At 70.4% G+C, this 25203-nt stretch carries 24 protein-coding genes; 15 read left to right on the top strand and 9 right to left on the bottom strand.

Annotation, left to right across the window (positions count from 1 at the left end; translation table 11 throughout):
- Positions 1-15 precede the first annotated feature (15 nt).
- From ID574_RS05860 to ID574_RS05835, 6 genes are all read right to left on the bottom strand, one after another.
- The gene (locus tag ID574_RS05860; protein ID WP_223166385.1) at positions 16-2760 is read right to left on the bottom strand and encodes an immune inhibitor A domain-containing protein; all 2745 of its coding nucleotides are present in this window, start codon (positions 2758-2760) and stop codon (positions 16-18) included.
- A gap of 122 nt (positions 2761-2882) precedes the next feature.
- Positions 2883-3227: a fumarate reductase subunit FrdD gene (gene frdD, locus ID574_RS05855; protein ID WP_188187691.1), complete on the bottom strand. Its 345-nt coding sequence runs from the start codon at positions 3225-3227 to the stop codon at positions 2883-2885.
- Positions 3224-3631, bottom strand: a complete 408-nt coding sequence (locus ID574_RS05850; protein ID WP_188187690.1) for a succinate dehydrogenase/fumarate reductase transmembrane subunit — start codon at positions 3629-3631, stop codon at positions 3224-3226. The genes frdD and ID574_RS05850 overlap by 4 nt, the downstream gene beginning before the upstream one ends.
- A complete protein-coding gene (sdhB, locus tag ID574_RS05845; protein ID WP_336245488.1) occupies positions 3628-4392 on the bottom strand; it encodes a succinate dehydrogenase iron-sulfur subunit in 765 nt (254 codons plus the stop codon). Before sdhB ends, ID574_RS05850 begins: the two co-directional genes overlap by 4 nt.
- Positions 4385-6118, bottom strand: coding sequence for a fumarate reductase (quinol) flavoprotein subunit (gene frdA / locus ID574_RS05840; RefSeq protein ID WP_188187689.1), 1734 nt, complete (start codon positions 6116-6118; stop codon positions 4385-4387). The genes sdhB and frdA overlap by 8 nt, the downstream gene beginning before the upstream one ends.
- A gap of 6 nt (positions 6119-6124) precedes the next feature.
- Entirely contained in the window at positions 6125-6358 is a 234-nt protein-coding gene (locus ID574_RS05835) for a hypothetical protein (RefSeq protein ID WP_188187688.1), read from the bottom strand.
- A gap of 204 nt (positions 6359-6562) precedes the next feature.
- Here ID574_RS05835 and ID574_RS05830 point away from each other — a divergent pair, with 204 nt between their 5' ends.
- From ID574_RS05830 to ID574_RS05800, 7 genes are all read left to right on the top strand, one after another.
- Positions 6563-7312, top strand: coding sequence for a hypothetical protein (locus ID574_RS05830; RefSeq protein ID WP_188187687.1), 750 nt, complete (start codon positions 6563-6565; stop codon positions 7310-7312).
- Positions 7309-7809 (top strand): hypothetical protein, encoded by a 501-nt coding sequence (locus ID574_RS05825; protein WP_188187686.1) that lies wholly within the window; start codon positions 7309-7311, stop codon positions 7807-7809. The genes ID574_RS05830 and ID574_RS05825 overlap by 4 nt, the downstream gene beginning before the upstream one ends.
- A gap of 58 nt (positions 7810-7867) precedes the next feature.
- Positions 7868-8335, top strand: a complete 468-nt coding sequence (locus tag ID574_RS05820) for a hypothetical protein (RefSeq protein WP_188187685.1) — start codon at positions 7868-7870, stop codon at positions 8333-8335.
- The gene (locus ID574_RS05815; RefSeq protein WP_188187684.1) at positions 8332-8505 is read left to right on the top strand and encodes a hypothetical protein; all 174 of its coding nucleotides are present in this window, start codon (positions 8332-8334) and stop codon (positions 8503-8505) included. The genes ID574_RS05820 and ID574_RS05815 overlap by 4 nt, the downstream gene beginning before the upstream one ends.
- Before the next feature lie 78 nt (positions 8506-8583).
- The gene (locus ID574_RS05810; protein ID WP_188187683.1) at positions 8584-9072 is read left to right on the top strand and encodes a hypothetical protein; all 489 of its coding nucleotides are present in this window, start codon (positions 8584-8586) and stop codon (positions 9070-9072) included.
- Positions 9069-9416, top strand: a complete 348-nt coding sequence (locus tag ID574_RS05805; RefSeq protein WP_188187682.1) for a hypothetical protein — start codon at positions 9069-9071, stop codon at positions 9414-9416. The genes ID574_RS05810 and ID574_RS05805 overlap by 4 nt, the downstream gene beginning before the upstream one ends.
- An 8-nt stretch (positions 9417-9424) precedes the next feature.
- Entirely contained in the window at positions 9425-9910 is a 486-nt protein-coding gene (locus ID574_RS05800) for a hypothetical protein (RefSeq protein WP_188187681.1), read from the top strand.
- On the opposite strand, the gene ctaD is transcribed toward ID574_RS05800, so the two are convergent.
- Entirely contained in the window at positions 9874-11592 is a 1719-nt protein-coding gene (ctaD, locus tag ID574_RS05795) for an aa3-type cytochrome oxidase subunit I (RefSeq protein ID WP_188187680.1), read from the bottom strand. The two genes, ID574_RS05800 and ctaD, sit on opposite strands and share 37 nt — an antisense overlap.
- Positions 11593-11829: 237 nt before the next feature.
- Here ctaD and ID574_RS05790 point away from each other — a divergent pair, with 237 nt between their 5' ends.
- Positions 11830-13035, top strand: a complete 1206-nt coding sequence (locus ID574_RS05790) for an aspartate aminotransferase type Ic (RefSeq protein WP_188187679.1) — start codon at positions 11830-11832, stop codon at positions 13033-13035.
- Here the strand turns inward: ID574_RS05790 and ID574_RS05785 are convergent.
- On the bottom strand, positions 13032-13583 hold the full coding sequence (locus ID574_RS05785) for a hypothetical protein (protein WP_188187678.1): 552 nt from the start codon (positions 13581-13583) through the stop codon (positions 13032-13034). The genes ID574_RS05790 and ID574_RS05785 overlap by 4 nt on opposite strands.
- A 120-nt stretch (positions 13584-13703) precedes the next feature.
- On the opposite strand from ID574_RS05785, the gene ID574_RS05780 reads away from it, so the two are divergent.
- The 7 genes from ID574_RS05780 (at position 13704) to ID574_RS05750 (ending at position 24311) form a co-directional block, all read left to right on the top strand.
- A complete protein-coding gene (locus ID574_RS05780) occupies positions 13704-15065 on the top strand; it encodes an FAD-binding oxidoreductase (protein WP_223166384.1) in 1362 nt (453 codons plus the stop codon).
- 179 nt (positions 15066-15244) lie between these two features.
- Positions 15245-17680 (top strand): serine/threonine protein kinase, encoded by a 2436-nt coding sequence (locus tag ID574_RS05775; protein WP_188187677.1) that lies wholly within the window; start codon positions 15245-15247, stop codon positions 17678-17680.
- 71 nt (positions 17681-17751) lie between these two features.
- Positions 17752-18384 carry a TetR/AcrR family transcriptional regulator gene (locus tag ID574_RS05770; RefSeq protein WP_223166383.1) on the top strand — a complete coding sequence of 211 codons (633 nt, stop codon included), beginning with the start codon at positions 17752-17754 and terminating at the stop codon, positions 18382-18384.
- Positions 18381-19970, top strand: coding sequence for an acyl-CoA carboxylase subunit beta (locus ID574_RS05765; protein ID WP_188187676.1), 1590 nt, complete (start codon positions 18381-18383; stop codon positions 19968-19970). Before ID574_RS05770 ends, ID574_RS05765 begins: the two co-directional genes overlap by 4 nt.
- Complete coding sequence (locus ID574_RS05760; RefSeq protein WP_188187675.1) at positions 19967-21844, top strand: ATP-binding protein; 1878 nt, start codon at positions 19967-19969, stop codon at positions 21842-21844. Before ID574_RS05765 ends, ID574_RS05760 begins: the two co-directional genes overlap by 4 nt.
- Complete coding sequence (locus tag ID574_RS05755; protein ID WP_188187674.1) at positions 21841-22602, top strand: enoyl-CoA hydratase-related protein; 762 nt, start codon at positions 21841-21843, stop codon at positions 22600-22602. Before ID574_RS05760 ends, ID574_RS05755 begins: the two co-directional genes overlap by 4 nt.
- Positions 22599-24311, top strand: a complete 1713-nt coding sequence (locus ID574_RS05750) for an acyclic terpene utilization AtuA family protein (RefSeq protein ID WP_188187673.1) — start codon at positions 22599-22601, stop codon at positions 24309-24311. Before ID574_RS05755 ends, ID574_RS05750 begins: the two co-directional genes overlap by 4 nt.
- Here the strand turns inward: ID574_RS05750 and ID574_RS05745 are convergent.
- On the bottom strand, positions 24262-25167 hold the full coding sequence (locus tag ID574_RS05745) for an ROK family protein (RefSeq protein ID WP_188187672.1): 906 nt from the start codon (positions 25165-25167) through the stop codon (positions 24262-24264). The two genes, ID574_RS05750 and ID574_RS05745, sit on opposite strands and share 50 nt — an antisense overlap.
- Between the last annotated feature and the right edge of the window lie 36 nt (positions 25168-25203).

The raw sequence follows: 25203 nt of genomic DNA, 5'->3' as shown, positions 1-25203 counted from the left end.
GCGGCCCTCCTCAATCTACTTCTTGGGCGGCACCACTTGGACAACCGCTCCCAGATTGCCTGGAAGCGGGCTGACCAGCTTGAACTGGACGCCCAGCGCCTTGCCCTCGTCACCGGGGTTTCCGGTGCCGAGGACCGAGCCAGCCGCCACCTGGCCGTACAGCTCGGTGGCCGGGGTGCCGTCCGCGTGTACCACGCGGGTGGTGTACGCCTGGTCGCCCTTCGACGGCACGACCACCGAGGCGTCGAAGTCGCGGTACGCGAGCGCCCCGTTGAGCACCTCCAGACCCGGGTACCAGGTCTTGGCGTCGGTGAAGTGCGGCACGCCCTTCTGCGCGGGGAAGTCCGTGCAGTACTCGCTGAACGGCTCGTCCGCCGCCTCGATGCACTCCTTGAACGGGTACGTCTTCCCGAAGCCGAACGCCGCGTTCGACGTCTGCACCCGCCCCTGGAGGTTCTTGTTGGCCGACGGGTCCTTCTCGGCCGCGGTGCCGGTGCGGCGCAGCGGCTCGTAGTGCGAGTCCACGATCAGCAGGCTGCCCTTGGGCCCGAGGCTCGGCGGGAGCCGCAGGGTGCTGGCGAGGTTGTTGTTGACGTACGTCGAGTCGCGGTACCACACCAGCAGGCCCGGCGCGTTGTACTTCAGCTTCTGCACCTTCCAGGCGCCGTCGCGCTGGTAGTCGGTGTCGTAGGTGTACTGCAGCCCCTTGTCGAAGCCGTCGAAGTTGCGCCACTCGGCCAGGTAGAACCGGGAGATCTCGCGCTCGCCGTTGTTGCGCGTCCAGCCCTGGCCGCTGGTGTTGGTGAACGTGCCGACGACGGGCTTCCACCCGTTGTCGCCGCCCTCGACGTCGTCGCTCCACACGGCCGTGCCGCCGTTGGTGAGCTGGAAGTCGTCGACGTGCCAGCCGCGCTCCTGGAAGGCGGCGTCGGTGTTGAACGTCAGCCGCAGCTTGATCGTCTGCCCGGCGAAGGGCGTGAGGTTGACGTAGTCGTGCCGCCAGCCGCCGCTGTCACCGGTGAGGCCGTACTTCTTGTTGCCGAAGGCCTTGAGGTTCTTGTTCGGGTCCGGGTAGTCGTCCGGCGTGCTGACCTCGTTGCCGGCCTCGTCGTAGACCTTCTGCTGGGCCCACGTCTGGCCGCCGTCGGTGGAGACCTCGACGAAGCCGAAGTCCCAGTCCTGCTCGATCACGAAGTTGTTCCACATCCACAACTTGAGATCGGTCCCGGCGGGGACGGGCAGGTCACGGGTCAGCGTGAGGTTGGCCCAGTCCTGGTCCAGGCCGGTCCACCAGGCGTTCGAGCCGCTGTGGACGTCGATCATCTTCTGCGGCGTGGAGGCCAGGTTGACGCGGATGCCGTCGGCGGTGAGCTTGGGCGTGCGCGAGGACTGGCCGACCGTGACCAGCTTGGCGGCGTCGCCGGGGTTGAACACCTTCGGGTTCGCCCAGCCGAGCACCCACTTGTCCCACAGGCCCATGTGGGCAGGCATCGACTGGAAGATCGGCCCGGAGTGTGAGCCGCTGGACATCAGGTCCCAGAAGTCGACGGCCGAGCTGGCCTGGCCGGAGGTGTCGTACAGGTCGGGCAGGCCGAGGTCGTGGCCGTACTCGTGGGCGAAGACGCCGACGCCGGAGTCCTCGGGCTGCACGATGTAGTTGGAGATCTTCTTGTCGGTGCCGGGGATCTTGTAGCCGCCCGCGACCGCGCTGGAGTGGGCCCAGATGGCGTAGGTGCCCTCGGCGCCGCCGTCGGCGGACTTGTCCTTGCCGGCGTGCACGAGCACCAGGTGGTCGATGACGCCGTCGGGCTCCTGGTGGTTGCCGTCGCCGTCGGCGTCGGAGATGTCCTCGACGTCGTAGTCGGCCCACCGGAAGCTGGGCTGGGCCTGGGCGAGGGCGTTGACCGAGTCGATGGCCAGCTGCTGGGCGCCGAGCGGGTTGTCGGGGTGGCCGGACATGTCCTGCGGGGCACCGCCGCAGGCCGCGGCGCCGTACCAGGCCTCGGAGTGCGGGACCTTGATCCAGCCGATCGCCGACCCGGTGACGGAGTAGGTGCCCTTCGACATCTCCTCGTACATCTTCTTCATCGTGAAGCCGGAGATGTCGATGCCGGGCTTACCGTCGCGCGGGTCCTTCAGGTCGGGGCGCACGCGCTCGGTGATGCCCTTGTCGCTGTAGAGCATCTTGTTGAAGTGCTCGGGGCTGAAGTCCTTGACCCAGAAGGAGTTGTTGTCCTTGTGCGGCAGGCTCGCCGGGTCGGGGATGTTGTTGTGCAGGGGGCCGTTCTTGAGCGTTCCAGGCGGCTCGACCACGCAGTCGTCGGGCGCGCTGTCGACGGTGCGCAGCCGGTTGAAGCCGGAGAAGTCGTCGCCCGCCTGCTCGTTGAACTCGACGAGCAGGGTCAGGAGCTTGGCCGTGCGGGTCTGCCTGGAGTTCTTGAAGATCCATTCAGCGGGGTTGCGGCCGGTCCTGATCGCCTGGTCCTCGCGGGCGGCCAGAATGCGGCCGGCGGCCGGGTTTCCGCTGGTGAACTTCCGGTCGAACTTCTCCGCGGGGGTGAGGGAGCGGGAGTTCCGATCGGTGAGGCGGGGCTCCTCGTGTTCCTTGTCGACCTGGGGCGGGGCGTAGTTGATGTAGAAGTCGGCAGCCGACGGCTCGTAGGTCGCGACGGACGCCGCTTGAGCGCTGGGGGCGGACAGGGCGGCGCCGAGGAGTGCGATCGCCGGGAGAGTTGCTAATAAGCGCTTCGTGCTGGGCACCAGGAACCCTCTCTGCCCGGGGTGGCCGGGCGCATGGCCATGGGGTATGCAATGCCGGACGCTAAAGCTTGACTCAACCCGTCGTAAAGTACGTTGTTGAAACGTGATCAAACTACGACAAATCAGAACATCAGAAGCGCGGCCACGACCCCGCCCGCGACCGCGCCGCCGTAGCAGATCACCGCGATGATGAGGTCGAACCTGGCGATGCCGAGCAGCTCCTCACTGGTGAACCTGATCCGGTGGGCGGCGTGGAAGAGACAGAGCACGACGACCGCCAGCAGCGCGAGCCGGACGAGCACGTTGTCCACCAGCGCCCGCAGGTGCTCGGCGGCCGGCCAGTCGATCACGCCGAGCGGCATGAGCACCCCGAACAGCAGCACGAGCACCGGCAGCGTGAGCGCGGCCACCACTCCCCCGCCGCTGAACAGCAACCACAGGTACGGCTCCGGCGTCCGGTGCTTCATGGCGACCTCAGGACGAAGAAGGCGATCACGGCGGAGACCAGCAGCCAGAGTGAGTGGTTGCCGCCCTGGATCATCCAGGCGGGCACCCGCCAGCCGTCCAGGCGGACGACGGTGGCCTTGGGCGCGAGGTTGAGGAACGTGATGGCGTGGAAGGCGGTCGCGGCCAGGGCCAGCACGTTGATCGCTATCATCCAGGGCTGCGCGGCCAGCGCGGCGAACTCCTGAAGGGTGCCGCCGAAGACGGCGCCGACCAGCATGAGCACGAAGACGATCGACCAGGCCACGAAGACGCTGGTCAGCTCGCGCAGCACGAACACGGTGTAATTGCGGCTGCGGGCGAACCACAACGTGTCGCGCCGCGGCCGGTAGCCTGCCCCGGCGGTGGGGATGGTCTTGTCGGTCATCGCTTCTTGCTCCACGGCAGGACCGAGCGCATGGCGGCGGTCAGCTTGTAGCGCTGGATGGCCTCGGCCGGGTCCACGTGCTTGGGGCAGACGCGGGTGCACTCGCCGACGAACGTGCACCCCCACACGGCCTCGTCCAGGTTGAGCACGTCGAACCTGTCGCCCATGTCGCGCGAGTCCAGGTTGTAGCGCTGGGCGAGGGCGATGGCGGCCGGGCCGAGGAAGTCGGGGTCGAGCACGTAGACCGGGCAGGCGGAGTAGCACAGCAGGCAGTTGATGCACATGCTGTACTGCTTGTACGCCTCCAGTTGCTCGGGCGTCTGGGCGTACTCGGTGGTCAGCGGGAGCTCCTCGCCCTCCCTGATCAGCCAGGGCCGCACCGACGACAGCTTGGCCAGGAAGTCGTCGATGTCCACGACCAGGTCCCTGATGATCGGGAAGCCCTTCAGCGGCTCGATCCTGACCGGGCCGTCGCCGTACTCGGTGAGGAAGGTGCCGCAAGTGAGCCTGGCCTCGCCGTTGACGGTCATGCCGCACGAGCCGCACACGCCCATCCGGCACGACCAGCGGTAGGACAGGCTGCCGTCGAGCTGGTCCTTGATGTAGTTGAGCCCGTCGAGCACGGCCCAGTCCTCCATGAGAGGCACGTCGAACCCCTGGAAGACCGGCTCGGCATCCTCCCCCGGCCGGTAGCGGGCGACCTCCATCCTGATCGTGCGGGTGCCGGCCGCCTGCTCGACTCGCTCCCTCGTGTCAGTCACGGCCGTAAACCCTTTCTCCCGGAGGCCAGCGGGTGATCGTCACGGGCAGCAACGTGACCGACGGCGTGCCGTCGGGCGCGCGGTGCACCAGCGAGTGGGCCAGGTAGGCGTCGTCGTCCCTGGCGGCGAAGTCGGTGCGCTGGTGCGCACCGCGCGACTCCTCCCTGTTCAGCGCGCAGGCCACGATCGTCTGGGCGATCTCCAGCATGACGTGCAGCTCCTGCAGGTTGATCAACTCGGTGTTGAACGCGGTGCTCGTGTCCTCGATGCGGGCCTCCTCGGCGCGCTCGCGCAGGTCGGCGAGGGTGTCGACGGCCTTGGTCAGCACGTCGCCCGAGCGGTAGATGCCGGCCGCCCCTTCCAGGGTGTGCTGCATCTGCTCACGCAGGTCGGCGATCCGCTCACCGGTCCTGCTGCCCTCGCGCAGGCGTTCCAAGCGCCGCCGCTCGTCGTCGCCCTGGCTGCGGACGGCCGCCGCCTCGCCGTCGCGGTGGGCCCGTGCGAACTCGGCGGCGGCGGTCCCGGCGCGGCGGCCGAAGACCAGGCATTCCGGGAGCGAGTTGGAGCCGAGCCGGTTGGCGCCGTTGATGCTCACGCAAGCGGTCTCGCCGGCCGCGTACAGGCCCGCGATGGGGGTGGCGCCGTCGATGTCGGTGTGGACGCCGCCCATCATGTAGTGCACGACCGGGCGCACCGGGATGAGGTCGGTGGCCGGGTCGAGGTTCTGGTAGCTCTTGCACAGCTCGCGCACGAACGGGATGCGGGTGTCGATCTTGTCCTCGCCGAGGTGGCGCAGGTCCAGGTAGACGACCGGCCCGTACGGGGTGTCGACGGTGCGGCCCATCTGCTGCTCGTGCACGAACGCCTGGGAGAGCCGGTCGCGCGGCCCCAGCTCCATGCTGCGCAGCTTCGGGGTGGGCGTGGGCTTGCCGAGGTCGTAGTCCTGCAGGTAGCGGTAGCCGTCCTTGTTGATCAGCCAGCCGCCCTCCGCCCTGGCCGCCTCGGTGATGAGGATGCCGGTGAACGGCAGGCCGGTCGGGTGGTACTGGACGAACTCCATGTCCTTCAGCGGGGCGCCGGCGCGGTAGGCCAGGGCCATGCCGTCACCGGTCTTGATCGCCGCGTTCGTGGTGAAGGGGAAGACGCGGCCGCAGCCGCCGGTGGCCAGAATGACGGTCCTGGCCGGAATGGTCTCGATGCGGCCGGTCCTGATCTCGACGGCCACGACGCCGTGGACGCGGCCGTCGTCGACGACGAGCTTGGTGACGTGCCACTCGTCGTACCTAATGATGTCCTGATATTTCAAAGTTGTTTGGAACAACGTGTGCAGCAGGTGGAAGCCGGTCTTGTCGGCGGCGTACCACGTGCGCATCTTCTTCATGCCGCCGAACGGGCGCACGGCGACCCGCCCGTCCGGCTCGCGGCTCCACGGGCAGCCCCAGTGTTCGAGCTGCATCAGCTCGCGCGGCGCCTCGTACACGAACGCCTCGACCGCGTCCTGGTCGGGCAGCCAGTCGCCGCCGGAGATCGTGTCGTAGCAGTGCTCGTCGAGCGTGTCGTCGAGGCCGATCACGCCCGCCGCGCCGCCCTCGGCGGAGACGGTGTGGCTGCGCATCGGATAGACCTTCGACACGACCGCCACCTTCAGCGACGGATCCGCCTCGGCGACCGCGACGGCCGCACGCAGACCCGCCCCTCCTCCTCCGACGATCAGCACGTCGATCATTGGCGCTCAGCTCCCGTGGTCGGGTTCTACCTGGTCCTTTACCCGCTTGCCGTCGTGTCGGACGGCGGAAAGATGGATGCTGCCGTCGTGGTACTCGTGGCGGATCCTGCGGCAGCCGCACTCGAAGAGCTGGTCGCGGATCAGCAGGCCGTAGCCGTCATCGTCGAGAAGACGCTCACCTCCGACCTTCTTGCCGCAGGGCGCCGTCTCGGGATCGAAGGGAGTTCGTGTTCCTGTCATCGCCGGTCTCCCTCGAGCGGACGAACGTCATTTCCAATCAAGCACCAACGGGCCGCTTCTGGAAGACCGGGAATATGACCTGCCCCAAATAATCGGGAATGCCGAATTATCAAGATATCTATTGATGCCGAGAAAACATCCCCATATCGTTCGCGTGGATCATGCGGCCGGTGCGAAATGACGCACCCGACGAATGGGGGACACATGGTCACATCCACGCTTGCGCTCAATCGCCTGGCAGCCGACGGGGCACGGCTGACCGTCGACCTCCCGCTGGAGGCGGGAACCCTGGAATGGCACGGCCACACCCGGATCGCGGCGCCGGGGCTCCTGCGGGCCTTCAGCCTCGCGCCGGCCGGCCACAGCAAGGCCGTTCCCACGCACATCTTCCCCGGCGGGCGGGTCGAGACGTTCCGCCGCCGCGGGTACGACCTGCGACTATACGAGGCCGTGGACCGTTCCAACAGCTGCCTGATCTGGGCGGGGCCGTACCACGAGGTCACCACCTGGTTCAACGGCCCCGCGCCGCGCCAGTCGGTGCTCAACGCCCTCGTCGCCGCCGTCGAGTTCGCCGACGGCCCGGAGGGCGCCAAGATCACGCCTCGCGTCCAGGTCGGCACGCAGCAGTTCGGGACGACGGTGTTCGGGATCAACGACCGCGTCCTGATCATGGCCCTCGACGCGCGCTCGGCCCGCGAGTCCCTGCCCGACTGGCAGGGCATGACGAGAGGCGACATGGAGGTCTGGAAGGACGCGCTGGCCCTCGACCCCGAGCAGAAGGCCGCACTGGCCGGCACGCCGTTCGAGTGGCGCTACACCTTCGCGAGCCCGACCGCGGTCTTCACGGTCATCTTCCCCAAGGACGGCACCGAGGTGGGGGCGCTCGGGGATCCTCAGGACCACGCCATGGTCGAGGCCGTGCTGGGCGGCGTGCGGGTCGAGTGGGCCGCATGAGCCTGCCGCTCGCCCTGTCCCTGCTCTCCCTCCTCATCGCGATCTTCGCGGTCATCGCCGTGGCCGCCGTGTACTCCAGGCTCAGGGCCCTGGAGCAGACCGCGCTGAACCCGGACACCGACCGCCTGGCCGACGAGGACCGGACGCTGCCCGCCACCCTCCTTCCCGGGCCGGGGCAGCGGGCGACCCTGGCGATGCTGCTCGACGGCGGCTGTGGGATCTGCCAGGGGGTGTGGGAGTCCCTGCAGGCGGCCGACCTGCCCGGCGTCCGGCTGGTCGGGGTGACCGGCGACGCCGGTGCGGCGGCCGCCTTCGCCAAGGGCGTCGTTCTGGCCGATCCGGATCTGTGGACGGCGCTGTACGAGGGATACGCGCCGAGCCTCACCGTCATCGATGGAACGGGCGCCGTCCTGGCCCGCCGCTTCGTTTACGGCGACACCGAAATTTCCACTCTTCTCAGCGAACTTCTACCAACGGGGAGCAGTCATGCGCTATGAGTCGATTCCGGAGATGGGATCCGCGCCGGAAGGGGCGCCCCGGAGCAGGGTCCGGGCCATGATCGCAGAACTTCCCGCCAGCCGCAGGAACCTGATGAAGGGCCTGGCGGTCACGGCGATGGCGGCCACGCTCGTCCCCATGGACTGGGCGCTGTCGCGCCGTGCGGCCTTGGCCGGACCGACCTCGGAGTACACCGCCGGCAACTGCGATCCCCCCTTCGGCGACTATATCCAGGAGCGCAACAACTGGTGGGGGGACGGCCGGGCCATCTGCTTCGGGGGCTGGCGCATGGGCTCCTACCCGTGCAGCGGCGGCTTCCATTTCGAGGGCAGCCGCACGCACAAGCCCGGCGCGTCCGACCAGGAGCGCTACACCAATGTCGTCCGCATCGCGACGTCCTGCGGCGGCAGGAACGCCTGGCGCTGGGCGAACGGTGCCTGGCGGTGCTCCGACGCCATGACCACGGTCACCTGGCGGGACGGCACCTACCATCGCGGCCTGACCATCGCGATGTGCGCCGTATGAGCCGAGCCCTGCGGCGCCGGGTCCTTCATCCGCTTGTCCTGGCCGTGCCGGTCGTCCTCGGCTCGGCACTGCCCATCGCGGTGAAGGGCCCGGCCGGATCGGGCGCCGTCGCGCTGATGTTCCTGTGGGCGGGGCTCAACGCGGGCTACGCCAACTCCGGCAGCCCTTGAAGCCACAACTCGGCGTTCCTGCTGAGCGCGTCGGTCTGGCGCGGTCGTGGTGCCCTGGCCGTCTACGGCGCGGGGCTGTTGCTGGGAGCCTGGACGGTCGCGCTGGTCGCCGTGGTGCTCGGCGGCGTGGTGCAGGCCCTGGTCCCCGCGCCCGTGCGGCTCGGGTTGCTCGCGCTGCTCGCGGCGGTCGTCGTCCTGCGTGAGTTCGGGCTGATCAGCGTGCCGATGCCGGAGAACGCCCGCCTGGTGCCCGAGCACGTGGTGCACAAGGGCCGGCTCGCGGGCGGCATCCAGTTCGGCTTCGAGATGGGCACCGGCATGCGCACGTACTCGCCGTCGGCCCAGCCGCACCTGGTGCTGCTGGCGATGCTGCTGGCCCTGCCCTGGTACGGCGCACTGGCGGCGGCCACCGGCTTCGCGTTCGCCCGCTGGGCCATGGCGGCGGCGAGCATCGCGCACAGCGACGACGGCGGTTGGAGCGACCTGTGGCACGCCAACGCCAGGGTGCTGGCCGCGGCCACCGCCGTGGGGACGGTGACCGCGCTGACGTCCGGGCTGCTGTCATGAGGCGGCTGGTCGTGATCGCCGACAGCTCCTGCGGGAGCTGTTCGGCGATCGCGGCCGAGCTGGCGGGGATCCTCGCGGTGCCCGTGGTGATCCGCTCGTGCCGGGACCCGCACCTGCCGGTGGAATTCCCCGTCGTACGAGGCCGGCGACCGTGTGCCAGACCGCTGGCCGTGGAGGAGGACGAGACGGGTTCGGTCCGGCTGCTCGGCGGCGTACCGTTGTTGTGGCGGGGCGCCAGGCTCGTCGCCCCCGGCCGGCGGGCGGCGGCGGCCCGGCTGGCCTGGACGCTCGCCGGGCTCAGGCTCCGTCATCTCCTGGGAACCTCTCGGACCATCCGGCGGTAGGAGAGAGCATGAGACGTCTCGTCGTCGTCCTCGCGGCGGTGCTGCTCCCCCTGGCGATCGCCTCCCCGGCCACCGCCAAGCTGGTGGAGCGGGGCACGCTGACCGGCCCCGGCCTGTCGCGCCCCATCGAGATCAAGCCGGGCACGGCCGCCGACGACCGGCGGCTCAACACCGTGCGCACCGGCACCGCCGTGAACAACACGCTGCTCGAAGGGCTGCCCGACGTGTTCTCGGCCGAACGCCCCGACGGCAGGCTCGGGCCCCGCTACCGGATCGACTGGTACGAGCCGGGCGACGACCGGCCGGTCGTCGTCCAGTACGTCTACCCGTACGCGGGCGAGCGGCCGGTCGTCCACACGCCCGCGCAGAAGAACGTCGTGAGCCCCGGCTGGATGCGCGCGCCCGCGTACCTCAAGAGCACGCTCAGAGCGCTCGGGCTGCCCGCGAAGCCCCCGGCTCAGGCGCGGCCCTCCCCCTCGCCCTCGTGCTCGTGAGGGCCGAGCGCGGGGGTCTCGTCCTCGTCCACCGCTGACGGCTGCTCGGCGATCTCCCGGGGGTAGTGCAGGTCGAAGGCGGGCCGCTCGGAGCGGATGGGCGGGATGCTGGTGAAGTTGTGCCGCGGCGGCGGGCAGGACGTGGCCCACTCCAGGGAGTTGCAGTAGCCCCACGGGTCGTCGACCGTGACCTTGGGCGCGCGCCGGGCCGTCTTGTACACGTTGTAGAGGAACGGCAGCGTGGAGGCGCCCAGCAGGAACGCCCCGACGGACGAGACCTGGTTGAGCCAGGTGAAGCCGTCGGCCGGGCCGTAGTCGGCGTACCTGCGCGGCATGCCGAGCTGTCCGAGCCAGTGCTGCACCAGGAACGTGGTGTGGAAACCGATGAACAGCGTCCAGAAGTGCACCTTGCCGAGGCGGTCGTCGAGCATCCGGCCGGTCATCTTCGGCCACCAGAAGTAGAAGCCGGCGAACATCGCGAAGACAACGGTGCCGAAGACCACGTAGTGGAAGTGGGCGACCACGAAGTAGGTGTCGGTGATGTGGAAGTCGAGCGGCGGCGAGGCCAGGATGACCCCGGTGAGCCCGCCGATCAGGAAGGTCACGAGGAAGCCCACGGCGAACAACATGGGCGACTCGAACGTCAGGTGGCCCCGCCACATGGTGCCGATCCAGTTGAAGAACTTCACCCCGGTCGGCACCGCGATCAGGAACGTCATGAACGAGAAGAACGGCAGCAGCACCTGACCGGTCGGGAACATGTGGTGCGCCCACACCGTCATCGACAGCCCGGCGATCGCGATCGTGGCGCCCACCAGCCCCATGTACCCGAAGAGCGGCTTGCGGCTGAACACCGGGATGACCTCGGAGATGATGCCGAAGAACGGCAGCGCGATGATGTACACCTCGGGATGGCCGAAGAACCAGAACAGGTGCTGCCAGATCAGCGGCCCGCCGTTGTCGCTCAGGAAGACCTGCGTGCCGAGCTTGCGGTCCGACTCGAGCACGAGCAGCGCGGCGGCCAGCACCGGGAAGGCCATCAGCACGAGCACGCTGGTCAGCAGCACGTTCCAGGTGAACAGCGGCATGCGGAACATGGTCATGCCGGGCGCCCGCATGCCGATGATCGTGGTGATGAAGTTGACCGCGCCCAGGATCGTCCCGAGCCCGGACAGCGCCAACCCCATGATCCACAGATCGCCGCCGATCTGCGGAGAGTAGATCGACGTCGACAGCGGCGTGTACGCGAACCACCCGAAGTCGGCCGCCCCGCCCGGGGTGAAGAACCCCGCCAGCACCATCAGCCCGCCGAACAGGAACAACCAGTACGCGACCGCGTTGAGCCGGGGGAAGGCGACGTCGGGCGCGCCGATCTGCAGCGGCATCACCACGTTGGCGAACCCGGCGAACAGCGGCGTGGCGAACAGCAGCAGCATGATCGTGCCGTGCATGGTGAACAGCTGGTTGTACATCTGCTGGCTGACGAGATCCATGCCCGGCTGTGCCAGCTCCGCCCGGATGACCATGGCCATGATGCCGGCCACGAGGAAGAACCCGAACGAAGTGATCAGATAGAGGTATCCGATGACCTTGTGGTCGGTCGTCGACAGCCAGGAGGCGATGACGGTGCCGGTACGGCGGCGCCGGACCTGCTCGATCGAGGGCTCGCGAACGGTCGTCACGGCTGCTCCCTCCACAACGGAGATTGGCCTGCCCCGATCTACCCATTCCACGCCAACGGTAGCCGCGCGTGAAGTCGTTGTTTGACATTCGCCGCCGAAGACTTTGCCGGTAGGACGCGACCGGGCCACGGACCACGTGCCGCCCCCGCTTGCCGTCCACATGCCGGATGATGACCGGGCCGCTCCGGGAGTTCTTCTATCCTTGCGGTCACGGACCGATTCGGAGGAGAGATCTCTGTGACCGCTCAGCGTGACTACGACGCCCTCGTCCAGCGTGGGCTCTCGCTCGACCTCACCAGGGGCAAGCCGTCGCCGCGCCAGCTCGACCTCTCCAACGACATGCTCAAACTGCCGGCCTCCTACCGGGCGGCCGACGGCACTGACGGCCGCAACTACGGCAACCTGCAGGGCCTGCCCGAGCTGCGCGAGCTGTTCGCGCCGCTGATCCAGGTGCCGGCCGGGCAACTCGTCGTGGGCGGCAACGCCAGCCTGGCGCTCATGCACGACACGGTGGTGCACGCGCTGCTCACGCCGATGCCGGGCGCCGAGCGCCGCTGGGTGGAGGAGCCGGAGATCACGTTCCTGTGCCCGGTGCCCGGCTATGACCGGCATTTCACGATCTGCGAGCGGTTCGGGATCAAGATGGTCCCCGTGCCGATGACCGCCGACGGCCCCGACATGGACGTCGTCGAGCGCCTGGTCGCCGCCGACGCGAGCGTCAAGGGCATGTGGTGCGTGCCGAAGTACAGCAACCCGTCCGGCATCGTCTACAGCGACGAGACCGTCCGCCGGCTGGCCTCCATGCCCACCGCCGCCCCCGATTTCCGGATTTTCTGGGACAACGCCTACGCGGTGCACCACCTCACCGACACCCCGGCCGAGCTGGCCGACCTGCTGGCGCTCGCCGCCGGGCACGGCAACGCCGACCGGGTGTTCGTCTACGCCTCCACGTCCAAGGTGACGCTGGCCGGCTCGGGCGTGTCATTCTTCGGCTCCTCGCCGGCGAACGTGAAGTGGTTCCTGCACAACACGTCCAAGCAGTCCATCGGCCCCGACAAGATCAACCAGCTCCGGCACGTGGAGTTCCTCCGTGACGCCGCGGGCGTGGCCGCGCACATGCGGCGGCACGCCGAGCTGATCGGGCCGAAGTTCGAGCTGGTCGACAAGGTGCTGACCGAGCGGCTCGGCGACCTCGCCACCTGGACGAGCCCCAAGGGCGGCTACTTCATCAGCCTGGAGGTGCCGCACGCGGCCGAGGTGGTGTCCAGGGCCAAGGCCGCGGGCATCGCGCTGACACCCGCGGGCGCCACGCACCCGTACGGTGACGACCCTGACGACCGCACGATCAGGATCGCGCCGACGTACCCCGAGCTCGACGAGCTGGAGCAGGCCATCGAGGGCCTGGCCGTCTGCGTCCGCCTGGTCGCGGAGGAGCGGGGCTAACGCGGGCCGCGGAAGCCGAAGATGTACTCGCGCGTCTCGCTCGGATGGAACGAGACGCCGACCCCCGGCTCGTAGACGACGTTGTCGCGGGTGCAGTAATAGAGGCGTTCCCAGACGGCCAGGGCTTTCTCCCTGGCCGGAGCCTCCTGGTTGTCGCGCCTGCGGGCGCCGTGCGAGCCGATCACGTTCAGCAGCCCGAGCCCCCAGAACAGGCCCGTCAGACAGAACGGGGCGAGCAGCACCTCGCCCCACTTCGGGTCCTGGCCCATCGCGATCACCAGCGACACGACCAGGTGGACGAGGGCCGCCGCGCAGAGCAGGACGTAGCCCTGGTTTCTGGCCCACGGCGTGTAGTGGCGGCTCGGGAACGACAACCAGACCGCGAGCTGGGTGCGGCTCATGACGTGTTTCGAGGCGCCCAGCGACGCGGCCATGGGCAGGTCGGCGACCTCCCGCGTGCCGGGCAGCCGCACCCGCCCGAGCTTGTACGTGGTCCCCGCGGCGACCGCGCCCGGGACCGCCACGACCTGGTCGGTCTCCGAACACACCGGGCACCTGACTTCCACCCGGGCAGTTTGTCCCTAAGCAGCACTCTGCGCAAACCGTAGGGTGGGCCGCGCTCAGCGGTCCGCTGCAGGTAGCGGTTTTGTACATCTAGGGTGCTTTATGTGAGACCGATTGATGCCTTGGTGAGCGCGCTACCCGACGGCCGCGTGCTGACCGACCCCGACGTGATCGACTCCTATGCCCGCGACCGGACGTTCCTGGAGCCCGGCAAGCCGCTCGGCGTGGTGCTCGCGGCCTCCCGCGACGACGTGGCGATCACCATGAAGTGGGCGAGCGAGCACCGGGTGCCGGTGGTGCCGCGCGGCGGGGGCACCGGCCTGGCGGGCGCGTCCGTCGCCGGCGACGGCGCGATCATCCTGTCGCTGGCCAGGATGACGGCCATCAAGGAGCTCTCCCCCGCCGACGAGATCGCCGTGGTGGAGCCGGGCGTCATCACCGCCGACCTGGACCGGGCCGCGAGGAAGCACGGGCTGATGTACGCACCGGACCCGTCGTCGTACGAGATCTCCACGATCGGCGGCAACCTGGCCACCAACGCCGGCGGGCTGCGCTGCGTGAAATACGGCGTCACCAGGGACTCCGCGCTCGGCCTCGAAGTGGTGCTGGCCGACGGCCGGATTCTGAACACCGGCCGGCGCACCATGAAAGGCGTCACGGGCTACGACCTGACGGGCCTGTTCGTCGGCTCGGAGGGCACGCTGGGCGTGATCACCGCGGCCACCGTGCGGCTGCGCCGGGCGCCCGCCGGAGCGCCTGCGACGTTCGCGGCCGAGTTCGGCTCGCTCAGGGACGCCGGGGCGGCCGTGTCGGCGATCATGGCGGCCGGCTGCCAGCCCTCGCTCATGGAGCTGCTCGACCGCGCCACGCTGGAGGCCATCAACGACCTGCGCAACTTCGGGCTGGAGGCGGGCACGACGGCCATGCTCATCGGCCAGTCCGATGCGACGGACGCGCAGGCGATGGCCGAGCGCATGGAGCGGATCTGCATGGACAACGGCGCCTCCTTCGTGGCCGTGTCCTCCAGCCCGCAGGAGGCCGCGGAGCTGATCGGACTGCGCAGGCTGGCGTACGACGCCAAGGAACGGCTCGGGGCATGCCTGGTGGAGGACGTGTGCGTGCCGCGTTCCGTGCTGCCCGACATGATCATCGCCATCGAGGCGGCCGCGGTCCGGCACGGCGTGAAGATCTGCACGGTCGCGCACGCCGGGGACGGCAACATCCACCCCGTCTTCATCTTCGACCGCGGGACGGCGGAGCCGCCGCCCGAGGTGTGGGCGGCGGCGGACGAGGTGTTCAGGCACGCGCTGGAGCTGGGCGGCACGCTCACCGGGGAGCACGGCGTGGGCCTGCTCAAGCAGCGGTGGCTGGCGATGGAGGCCGGGCCGGTGGCGGCGGAGGTGCAGCGCGGGATCAAGGCGGTCTTCGATCCCCTGGGCATCCTGAACCCGGGCAAGGCGATCTGACACGAACGGCCGGGGAGTTCACCAAGCCGTGACCTTGGTCGTCGCTGCGCACACTACCTGCGACGAAACGCTGACTCGCCACGTCAGAAGACGAAACTTCTGATACGTCCGGCAGACGTCTCAACTGTCACGCTGGTAGCGTTTTGCCTCATCTATTGGGGTTGTAATGGGGGTCCGACGTGAATCAGTTCCAGCCGTTGGCGGCGGACGACCCGCGACGGCTGGGGGCGTACGACATCGTCGCCCGGCTCGGCGAGGGCGGCCAGGGCGTTGTCTATCTGGGCAGGAGTGACTCCGGGGAGCAGGTCGCGGTCAAGCTGCTGCACCACGCCCTGGTGGCGGACAACGACGCCAGGACCCGGTTCCTGCGCGAGGTGGCGGTGGCGCAGCGGGTGGCCCGGTTCTGCACCGCTCCCGTGCTCCACGCCGATCTGGAGGGCAGCCGGCCGTACATCGTGAGCGAGTACGTCCCCGGCCCCTCCCTGCGTGAACTCGTCATCAACGAGGGGCCGCGGCGGGGCGCGGCACTTGAACGGCTCGCGATCAGCACGGCCACCGCGCTCGCCGCCATCCACCGCGCGGGGATCCTGCACCGCGACTTCAAGCCCGCCAACGTGCTCATGGGCCCCGAGGGGCCCGTCGTGATCGACTTCGGCATCGCCCGCGCCCTGGACTCGCCCGGCGCCACAGCCACGGGGATGGCCATGGGGACGCCGTCGTACCTGGCTCCCGAGCAGCTCAGCGGCGCGCCGGTGTCGGAGGCGGCCGACGTGTTCGCCTGGGGCGTCACCATGGTGTTCGCCGCCACCGGGAAGCCCGCGTTCGGCGCGGACTCCATTCCCGTGGTGATGAACCGGATCCTGAACGAGGAGCCGGAGCTCGGGGGGATGGACGGGGAGCTGGGCGAGCTGGTGGCCGCCTGCCTCTCCAAGGACCCGGCGCAACGCCCGACCGCCGACGACCTCATCGTCCGCCTCACCGGCCAACCGGCCCCGAAGGCCGCCATCGAGCCGGTGACGGCAGGCACCTCTTCGACGGGCCAGGCAGGCACCTCTCCGGCGGGCCAGGACACCTACCCTGGCCCCTGGACACAGCCGACCGGCCCACAGCCCACAGCCCCTCCGCAGACCGGCCCCTACGGCCGCCCCGCCGCCGCACACTCCGGCCCCGGCCAGGGCGCCTCCCCCATGGGAGGTGGGCCGGCGGGTAACTCGCCCCACAGCGGCCCACAGCCGGGCACTCCCGGCGGCCCACAGCTCGGCCCTCTGGCGGGGAATCCCTCTGGCCCTCAGCCCGGGACGCTCGGCGGCCCGCACGGCGCACCCGGGGCGGTCGGAAGCCCGCACGGCGCACCCGGGACGATCGGCAGTCCACAGGGCGCAGCAGGGGCGGCCGGCGGCCCGCAGAGCGCGGCAGGGGCGGCCGGCAGCCCGCAGGGCGCCATGCCCGGGAACGGCCCTCACGGTGCCGCGCCGCATGGCGGCGGCCTTCAGAGCGGCCCCCAAGCCGCCGCCTCAGGCATGCCCTCCCAAGGCCCCGGCATGCCCGCAGGCGGCCCGTTCCAGGGCGGCGCTCCCGGAGCGCCGGGTGCCCACGCAGGAGCCGGCACGCCCGGAGGACACGGCACGCCCGGTGGAGGCTCAGGCCACGGCGGACCCGGCACCCCGGGCGGGCCCGCTCGGCCGGGAGGACCGGGAGGACCGGGAGGACCCGCCGCACCGGGCGGCGGCCCCGGAGGTTCTTCGCGGCCGGGTGACGGCGCGCCCGCGAGGCAGCGCCGCACCATGACCCTCGCCCTGTCCGGAGTCGCCGCCGCGGCCCTGCTCGTGGTCGCCGGCGCCGTGGTGGTGCAGGCGAACAGCAAGAAGATCCCGGTGGTGGCCGTGGGCGACTCGACCCAGACCACTCCGGGTGACGGCTCGGGCGCCGGCCAGCCCGGCGAGCCGCCCTCGCTCCAGCCGACCCCCGACCCCGCCGTGCCCACGGACAGCGTGCAGCCGGTCCCCACGCTGACCATCGACAAGAAGACCAAGCGGCCGAAGAAACCGTCCGAGCAGCCGGTCGCCCAGCTTCCGACCACACCGGTCGAGACCAGCCAGCCGCGCCCCCAGACGACGACGAAGCGGCCCGACCCGACTCCGACTAGGACGAAGAAGAAGCAGGACGACAACATCGTCGAGCCGGATACGCAGCCGTCGGCGACGCTACCGGACAACCCGGAGCCGTCGTCAACAGTGTCCAGCGCTCCCAAGCCGACCCAGAAGCCGGTGCCCACCGTTGCCTCAAAGCCCAACCCGTACAAGCCGACCTCGGTCTGCGGCGCGGGCTACAAGATCATCGCCTCCCATGCCCTGAGCTTCAACGCCACTGTGTACCTCCTGTACAACTCCGGCGCAGGCAAGAACTGCGTAGTCACGATGTCGCGCTTCGTTCATCCGAACAAGGTTCAGATGAACGCGATTCTCCAGGTCAAGGGCGGCTCCAGCGGCAGCAACCCGGGCATGTTCACCTCCTACGCGGGCCCGGTCCGCCTGCCGGCCGCCAAGAAGTGCGTCATCTGGGGTGGTTCCTGGGGTCGCACGACCTGGAAGTCCGGCTGGAGCCACTGCAAGTAAGCCCGTGCCATCCATCGGCCCGCGACCGCTGCCCCTTCCCCACCGGCGACCTGACGGCTACCGTAGTTGACGTGATCGTCAGATCTCAGGTGCTGACGGCCCGGGGCAGGCGGACGCGGGCCGCGTTGCTGCAGGCCGGGCGGGAGGCGTTCGAGGAGCACGGATATGACGCCGTGCGGATCGACGACGTGTGCCGGCGGGCCGGGGTCTCCCATGGCTCGTTCTACACGTACTTCGGGTCCAAGGAGGCGCTGTTCGGCGAGGTGGCGCAGGCGGTGGTCGGGGAGATGTTCGCGGCCAGCGTCGTCGGCGACGCGGCCTCCGGCGACCCGTACGCGCGCATCGAGGCGGCCAACCGGCTCTACCTGCGCGCATGGGCGGCCAACTCGCGGCTGATGCGCATGCTGGAGCAGGCGGCCATCGGCGACGACAGGTTCGGGCGGCTGCTGCTGGAGCTGCGCGAGGTGTTCGTGCGGCGCGGCGCGGAGGGGGTGCGGCGGCTGCAGGAGCAGGGGTTGGCGGACGCGTCGCTGGACCCCAGGCTCACGGCCGTCATGCTCGGCGGAATGGTGGAGCATTTCGCCCATGTCTGGCTGGATCTCGGGGAGCAGGCCGACGAGGACGTGGCCGTCGACCACCTCACCCGGCTGTGGGCCCAGGCCATCGGATTGACGCCGGCGTCAAGTACGGAGGGTGGCCAATGATCAGGAGCAGGCTCGACCCAGCCGGTGACGAATACCGCAGCCGACGCGAGGCGATGCTGGCCAAGGTCGCCGAGCTCGACGCCGAGCACGCCAAAGCCGTCGCCGGGGGCGGGGAGAAATACGTCGAGCGGCATCGCCGGCGCGGCAAGCTGCTCGCCAGGGAGCGCATCGAGCTGCTCGTCGACCCCGACTCGCCGTTCCTCGAGCTCTCACCGCTCGCCGGCTGGGGCACCGAGTTCCAGGTGGGGGCCGGGATGGTGGCGGGGATCGGCGTCATCGAGGGGGTCGAGTGCGTGATCACGGCCAACGACCCCACGGTGCGCGGGGGCGCGTCCAATCCGTGGACGTTGAAGAAGTCGCTCCGGGCGGCCGACATCGCGTTCCAGAACCGCCTCCCGTACGTCAACCTGGTCGAGAGCGGCGGCGCGGACCTCCCCACGCAGAAGGAGATCTTCATCCCGGGTGGGCGGATATTTCGGGACCTGACCAGATTGTCGGCAGCCGGAATCCCCTCCGTCGCACTCGTCTTCGGCAACTCCACGGCAGGCGGCGCGTACGTGCCCGGCATGTGCGACTACGTGGTGATGGTCCGGGAGCGCGCCAAGGTGTTCCTGGGCGGCCCGCCGCTGGTCAAGATGGCGACCGGGGAGGAGTCGGACGACGAGTCGCTGGGCGGCGCCGAGATGCACGCGCGGGTCAGCGGCCTGGCCGACTACCTCGCCCAGGACGAGCACGACGCGCTCAGGATCGGGCGGCGCATCATCAGGTCCCTCAACTGGCGCAAGCTCGGCGTCATTCCGCAGCCCTCGCAAGAGCCGAGATATCCGGCGGACGAGCTGCTCGGCATCGTGCCGGAAGACCTCAAGGTGCCGTTCGACCCGCGCGAAGTGATCGCCAGGGTGGTGGACGGGAGCGAGTTCGAGGAGTTCAAGCCGCTCTACGGAGCCTCGCTGGTGACCGGATGGGCACGCGTCCACGGCTATCCGGTGGGCGTGCTGGCGAACGCCCGCGGCGTGCTGTTCAGCGAGGAGTCGCAGAAGGCGACCCAGTTCATCCAGCTCGCGAACCAGTCGCGCACCCCGCTGCTCTTCCTGCAGAACACGACCGGCTACATGGTCGGCAAGGACTACGAGCAGGGCGGCATCATCAAGCACGGCGCCATGATGATCAACGCGGTCTCCAACTCGACCGTGCCGCACCTGACGATCGTCATGGGCGCCTCCTACGGCGCCGGCAACTACGGCATGTGCGGGCGGGCCTACGACCCGCGCTTCCTGTTCAGCTGGCCGAGCGCCAAGTCCGCGGTGATGGGCCCCGCGCAGCTGGCCGGCGTGCTGTCCCTGGTGGGGCGGGCGTCGGCGCAGGCCAAGGGGCAGGTGTACGACGAGGAGGCAGACGCGGCGATGCGTGCCATGGTGGAGGCCCAGATCGAGTCCGAGTCCCTGCCGTTCTTCCTGTCAGGGCGGCTCTACGACGACGGGGTGATCGATCCGCGCGACACGCGTACCGTCCTGGGCATGTGCCTGTCGGCGATCAACAGCGCGCCGGCGCCGGAGCCCGCGGGGTTCGGGGTGTTCCGGCCGTGATCACCCGCCTGCTCGTCGCGAACCGGGGCGAGATCGCCCGCCGCGTCTTCCGCACCTGCAGGTCGCTCGGCATCTCGACGGTCGCCGTCTTCTCCGACCCCGACGCGGACGCGCCACACGTGACCGAGGCCGATCTCGCCGTACGGCTGCGCGGCGCCCATCCCGCCGAGACCTATCTGGCCGTCGACGCCGTGATCGCGGCCTGCCGGACCTCCGGGGCGGACGCGGTACATCCCGGCTACGGCTTCCTGTCGGAGAACGCCGCGTTCGCGCGGGCGGTGCTGGCCGCGGGGCTGACCTGGGTGGGCCCGCCGCCCGCGGCCATCGAGGCCATGGGCTCCAAGATCGCGGCGAAGCGGCTGATGGCGGAGGCCGGGGTGCCGGTGCTGCCCTCGTTCGACGTGGCATCGCCCGGGGAGTTCCCGCTCCTGGTGAAGGCGTCCGCTGGGGGCGGCGGGCGGGGCATGCGGATCGTGCGCGAGGTCGGGGAGCTGGCCAGGGAGGTCGCCTCGGCGCGGCGGGAGGCGGAGGCGGCGTTCGGTGATCCGGCCGTGTTCGCCGAGCCGCTGCTGGAGCGGGCCAGACACGTCGAGGTGCAGGTGCTGGCCGACGCGCACGGGACCGTGTGGGCGCTGGGCGAGCGCGAGTGCAGCGTCCAGCGGCGGCACCAGAAGGTCGTCGAGGAGTGCCCCTCTCCCGGGACCTCGGCAGAGCTGCGCGCGCGGCTCTGCGAGGCGGCGATCAGGGCCGCGCGGAAGATCGGCTATGTCGGTGCCGGGACGGTCGAGTTCCTGGTCAAGGGCGATCGGGTGGCGTTCCTGGAGATGAACACCCGGCTCCAGGTCGAGCATCCGGTCACCGAACTGGTCTATGGGGTCGATCTCGTCCGGTTGCAGCTGGAGGTGGCAGAAGGATCCGCGTTGCCACCGGTTCCTCCGCCACCGTCCGGGCACGCGATGGAGGTGCGGCTCTATGCGGAGGACGCTGGCTATCTCCCGCAGTCGGGGGTGTTGCGGCGGTTCGAGGTCACCGGGAATGTGCGGGTGGATGCGGGGGTGGAGTCCGGATCGGTGGTCTCGCCGTACTACGACGCGATGCTGGCCAAGGTCATCGCGTACGGGTCGTGCCGGGCGGAGGCGGTGCGGAAGCTGGTCGCGGCGTTGCGGGGCGCACGGCTGCACGGCCTCACGACAAATCGCGATTTGTTGCTGAAAATCCTGACAAATCCAGCCTTTGGCGCCGGTGACACCCACACCGGCTTCCTCGGCCCGGACGGCCCCGTCCAGCCGGACCACGGCGAGGAGCGGCCCGACGAGCTGAGCACGCTGGCCGCCGCCCTGGCCGTGGCCGCCGCCAACCGCCGCCGCGCGCCGGTGCTGGCCGGCCTGCCGAGCGGCTGGCGCAACGTCCGCTCCGAGCCCCGCCGCGCGCACTTCAAGGAGGCGGAGATCGTCTACGACCCGCTGCCCGACGGCGTGACGACGATCAGCGCGGAGCCGGACAAGGTGGTCCTGGAGCGCGACGGCGTACGCCACACCTTCGCCATCGCCCGGTACGACGAGGACGGCCCCGTCTACGTCGACCACGCCGACGGGCACACGGAGCTGACCCCGCTGCCGCGCCTGCCCGAGCCCGCCGAGCACGTCGCCCCCGGCTCACTGCTGGCCCCCATGCCGGGCAGCGTCCTGCGGGTCGAGGTGGAGGCCGGCGACCGGGTGGAGAAGGGCCAGTCGGTGCTGGTGCTGGAGGCGATGAAGATGGAGCATCGGATCGCCGCCCCGGCCGACGGCGTGGTCAGGGGTGTGCACGTCGAGAAGGGGCAGCAGGTGGAGGCGGGCGCCGTACTGGCGATCATTGAGGAGGGGGACCGATGACGAGCCTCGTGCACCAGGACCTGACGGACGGCGTCGCCACCGTCACGTTGGACTCGCCGCACAACCGCAACGCCCTGTCCGTACGCCTGCTCGCCGAGCTGGAGGACCGGCTGAGGTGGGCGCTGGCCCAGGCGGACGCCAGAGTGATCGTGCTGACCGCCACCGGCGCCGTGTTCTGCTCGGGCGCCGACCTGAAGGAGCAGCGGGCGGCGGGCGCGCCGGTGACGGAGTCGCTGCCGGAGATCTTCACAATGCTCTGGGAGAGCCCGAAGCCCGTCGTCTGCCGCCTCAACGGCACCGCGCGGGCGGGCGGACTGGGGCTGGTGGCGTCCTGCGACTTCGCGATCGCGCCGCTGACGGCGTCGTTCGCGTTCACGGAGGTACGCCTCGGCGTCGTGCCCGCCATGATCTCGGTGCCGGTGCTCAGGAGGCTCGATCCCCGCGCCGCGGCCGAATACTTCCTGACCGGTGAGGTCTTCGACGCCGCCAGGGCGTCCGAGATCGGGCTGCTGTCGCGGGCCGTGCCGGAGGACGAGCTGGACGCGACGGTCGCACGTTACACCGAGATGCTGATCAAGGGCGGCCCGGAGGCGCTGGCGATCACGAAGCGGCTGCTCAGGGAGGTGCCGCGGCTGTCGTTCGAGGAAGGGCTGCGCCAGATGACGGAGCTGTCCGAGCAGCGGTTCACCTCGGAGGAGGGGCAGGAGGGCATCGCGGCGTTCTGGGAGAAGCGCCCGCCGAAGTGGGCGTCGCGATGACGCTCAGGATCGCCAACTGCAGCGGCTTCTACGGCGACCGGCTCTCGGCGGCCCGCGAGATGGTCGAGGGCGGCCCCATCGACGTGCTCACCGGTGACTGGCTGGCCGAGCTCACCATGCTCATCCTGGCCGGCAACCGCCTCAAGGGCCGCCCCGGCTACGCGCCGACGTTCCTGCGGCAGCTGGAGGACGTGCTCGGCACCTGTCTCGACAAGGGCATCAAGATCGTCTCGAACGCCGGCGGCCTGGACCCGGCCGGCTGCGCCGCGGCCGTGCGCGAGCTGGCCACCCGGCTGGGCCTGTCCCCCGCGGTCGCCCACGTCATCGGCGACGACCTCACCGGCCAGCCGCTCGACCTGGTCAACGCCGACACCGGCGAGAAACTGGCGGCGACCCCGCTGACCGCCAACGCCTACCTGGGCGGCCGCCCCATCGCGGCGGCGCTGTCGGCGGGCGCGGACGTCGTGGTGACCGGCAGGGTGACGGACGCGGCGCTGGTGACGGGGCCGGGCATGTGGAGGTACGGCTGGGGTCCCGACGACCTCGACGCGCTGGCGGGCTCGGTCGTCGCCGGGCACGTCATCGAGTGCGGCTGCCAGGCCACCGGCGGCAACTACGCCTTCTTCCAGGACGTGCCGGACCTGGCGCACTGCGGCTTCCCCATCGCCGAGCTGCGGGCCGACGGGTCGGCAGTGATCACCAAGCATCCCGGCACGGGCGGCATGGTCACGGTCGGCACGGTGACCGCGCAGCTCGTGTACGAGATCGCCGGCCCGCGCTATCCGGGGCCCGACGTGGTGGCCAGGTTCGACACGATCACGTTGACGGAGGACGGGCCGGATCGGGTGCTGGTGTCGGGCGTCCGGGGCGAGCCGCCGCCCGGCACGCTCAAGGTCGCCGTCAACTACCTGGGCGGTTACCGGAACACGATGACGCTCGTGCTGACGGGCCTGGACGTCGCGGCGAAGGCGCGCGTGGCGGAGGAGGCGATCTGGGCGCGGATCCCGCGCGAGTCGTTCGACCAGGTCGACGTGGCGCTCACGGAGGCCGGGCTGCTGCGGATCACGGTCATGGACGCCAACAGGGACAAGGTCGGCCGGGCCTTCTCCGCGGCGGTGGTGGAAACCGGTCTGTCCAGCTATCCGGGCTTCTACGGGCTCACGCCGCCGGGCGACGCCTCGCCGTACGGCGTGTACTGGCCGGTGCTCGTCCCGGCCGACGAGGTCCGCCCGCGGGTGTTCATGGACGGCAACGAGCTCACCTTCGGCATCGAACCCCCGCCCGCGCCGAGGGCATCTGGCTCGCTCCCTCCGCCGGGCCGGGGAGAGAGGCGGCGGGCGGCCGGGGACGGCGGGCCGACGGTGCGGGCGCCGCTGGGGCGCGTCGCCGGGGCCCGCTCGGGCGACAAAGGCGGCAACGCGAACCTGGGCGTCTGGGCCGACACCGCCGGCCGCTACGACTGGCTGGCGGGCCACCTGACGGTCGCCAGGCTCAAGGAGCTGCTCCCGGACCTGGCGGCGTACCGGATCGACCGCTACGAGCTGCCCAACATCAAGGCGCTCAACTTCGTCGTCCACGGCCTGCTCGGCAGGGGCGTCGCGGCGAGCCCGCGCATGGACCCGCAGGCCAAGGCGTTGGGCGAGGAGCTGCGCGCCCGGGTCACGGACATCCCCGCGGCGCTGCTCCCGGACGGTGTGGACTCCCTGTGACCTCCTGTGCCCGCCATCCCAGCAGCCCCGCCCCCAGCAGCCCGGCGTTCGTGCCGAGCCGGGAGGCCCGTACGGCGGGGGCGGGGCGGAAGGCGAGGCGCTCCCGCAGCCGGGCACGCAGCGGATCGAGGAGGGCGTCGCCCGCCAGGGACAACCCGCCGCCGATGACGATCAGCGCCGGGTCGAGCAGCAGCGTGTACGTGGCCAGCGCCAGCGCGAGCGCCTCGACCGCCTCCGCCCACACCGCGACCGCCGCCTCGTCCCCTTCCATGACCCTGCGGACGACGGGCTCGGCGGAGGTCTCGCCGCACCGGGCCGCGACGGCCCCGGCCGAGGCGTAGGCCGCCAGGCAGCCCCGTTGCCCGCACCCACACGGCAGGCCGTCCGGCCGGACCGGGATGTGCCCGATCTGCCCGGCCCAGCCCGCCGCACCGCCGTACAGGGAGCCGGACAGGACGACCGCGCCCGCGATGCCGGTGCCGATCGGGACGAACAGCACGTCCCGGCCACCCGCTCCGTAGGCGAGCTCGGCCTCCCCCGCCGCGCGCACGTCGTGTCCCAGCGCCACGGGCAGGTCCACGTCCGCGAACGCGGAGACCGGCACGTCACGCCACCCGAAGGCCGCCGAGTAGACGGCGTGGGTGTCCGTGACGAGCCCCGGCACCGCCAGCCCCACGGCCACCGGCCCCGCCCGGCACAGGTCGGAGACGAACGCGGATATGGCGGCGATCACCCGGTCGGGCCCTTCGGCGCGGGGCGTGGGACGGCGTTCTCGGCGGAGGATCGTGCCGTCACGGGCGACGAGTCCGCCTTTCATGGTGGTCCCGCCGACGTCGATGGCCGCAACGTACTCCATCGAGCGATCCTCTCACCGGTAATCACTTTGAGGTCG

This window comes from Nonomuraea sp. SYSU D8015, assembly GCF_008065375.1.
GTDB lineage: Bacteria > Actinomycetota > Actinomycetes > Streptosporangiales > Streptosporangiaceae > Nonomuraea.
Note: the sequence above shows the minus strand (reverse complement) of the source record. Positions and strands in the feature narration are given on the sequence as shown.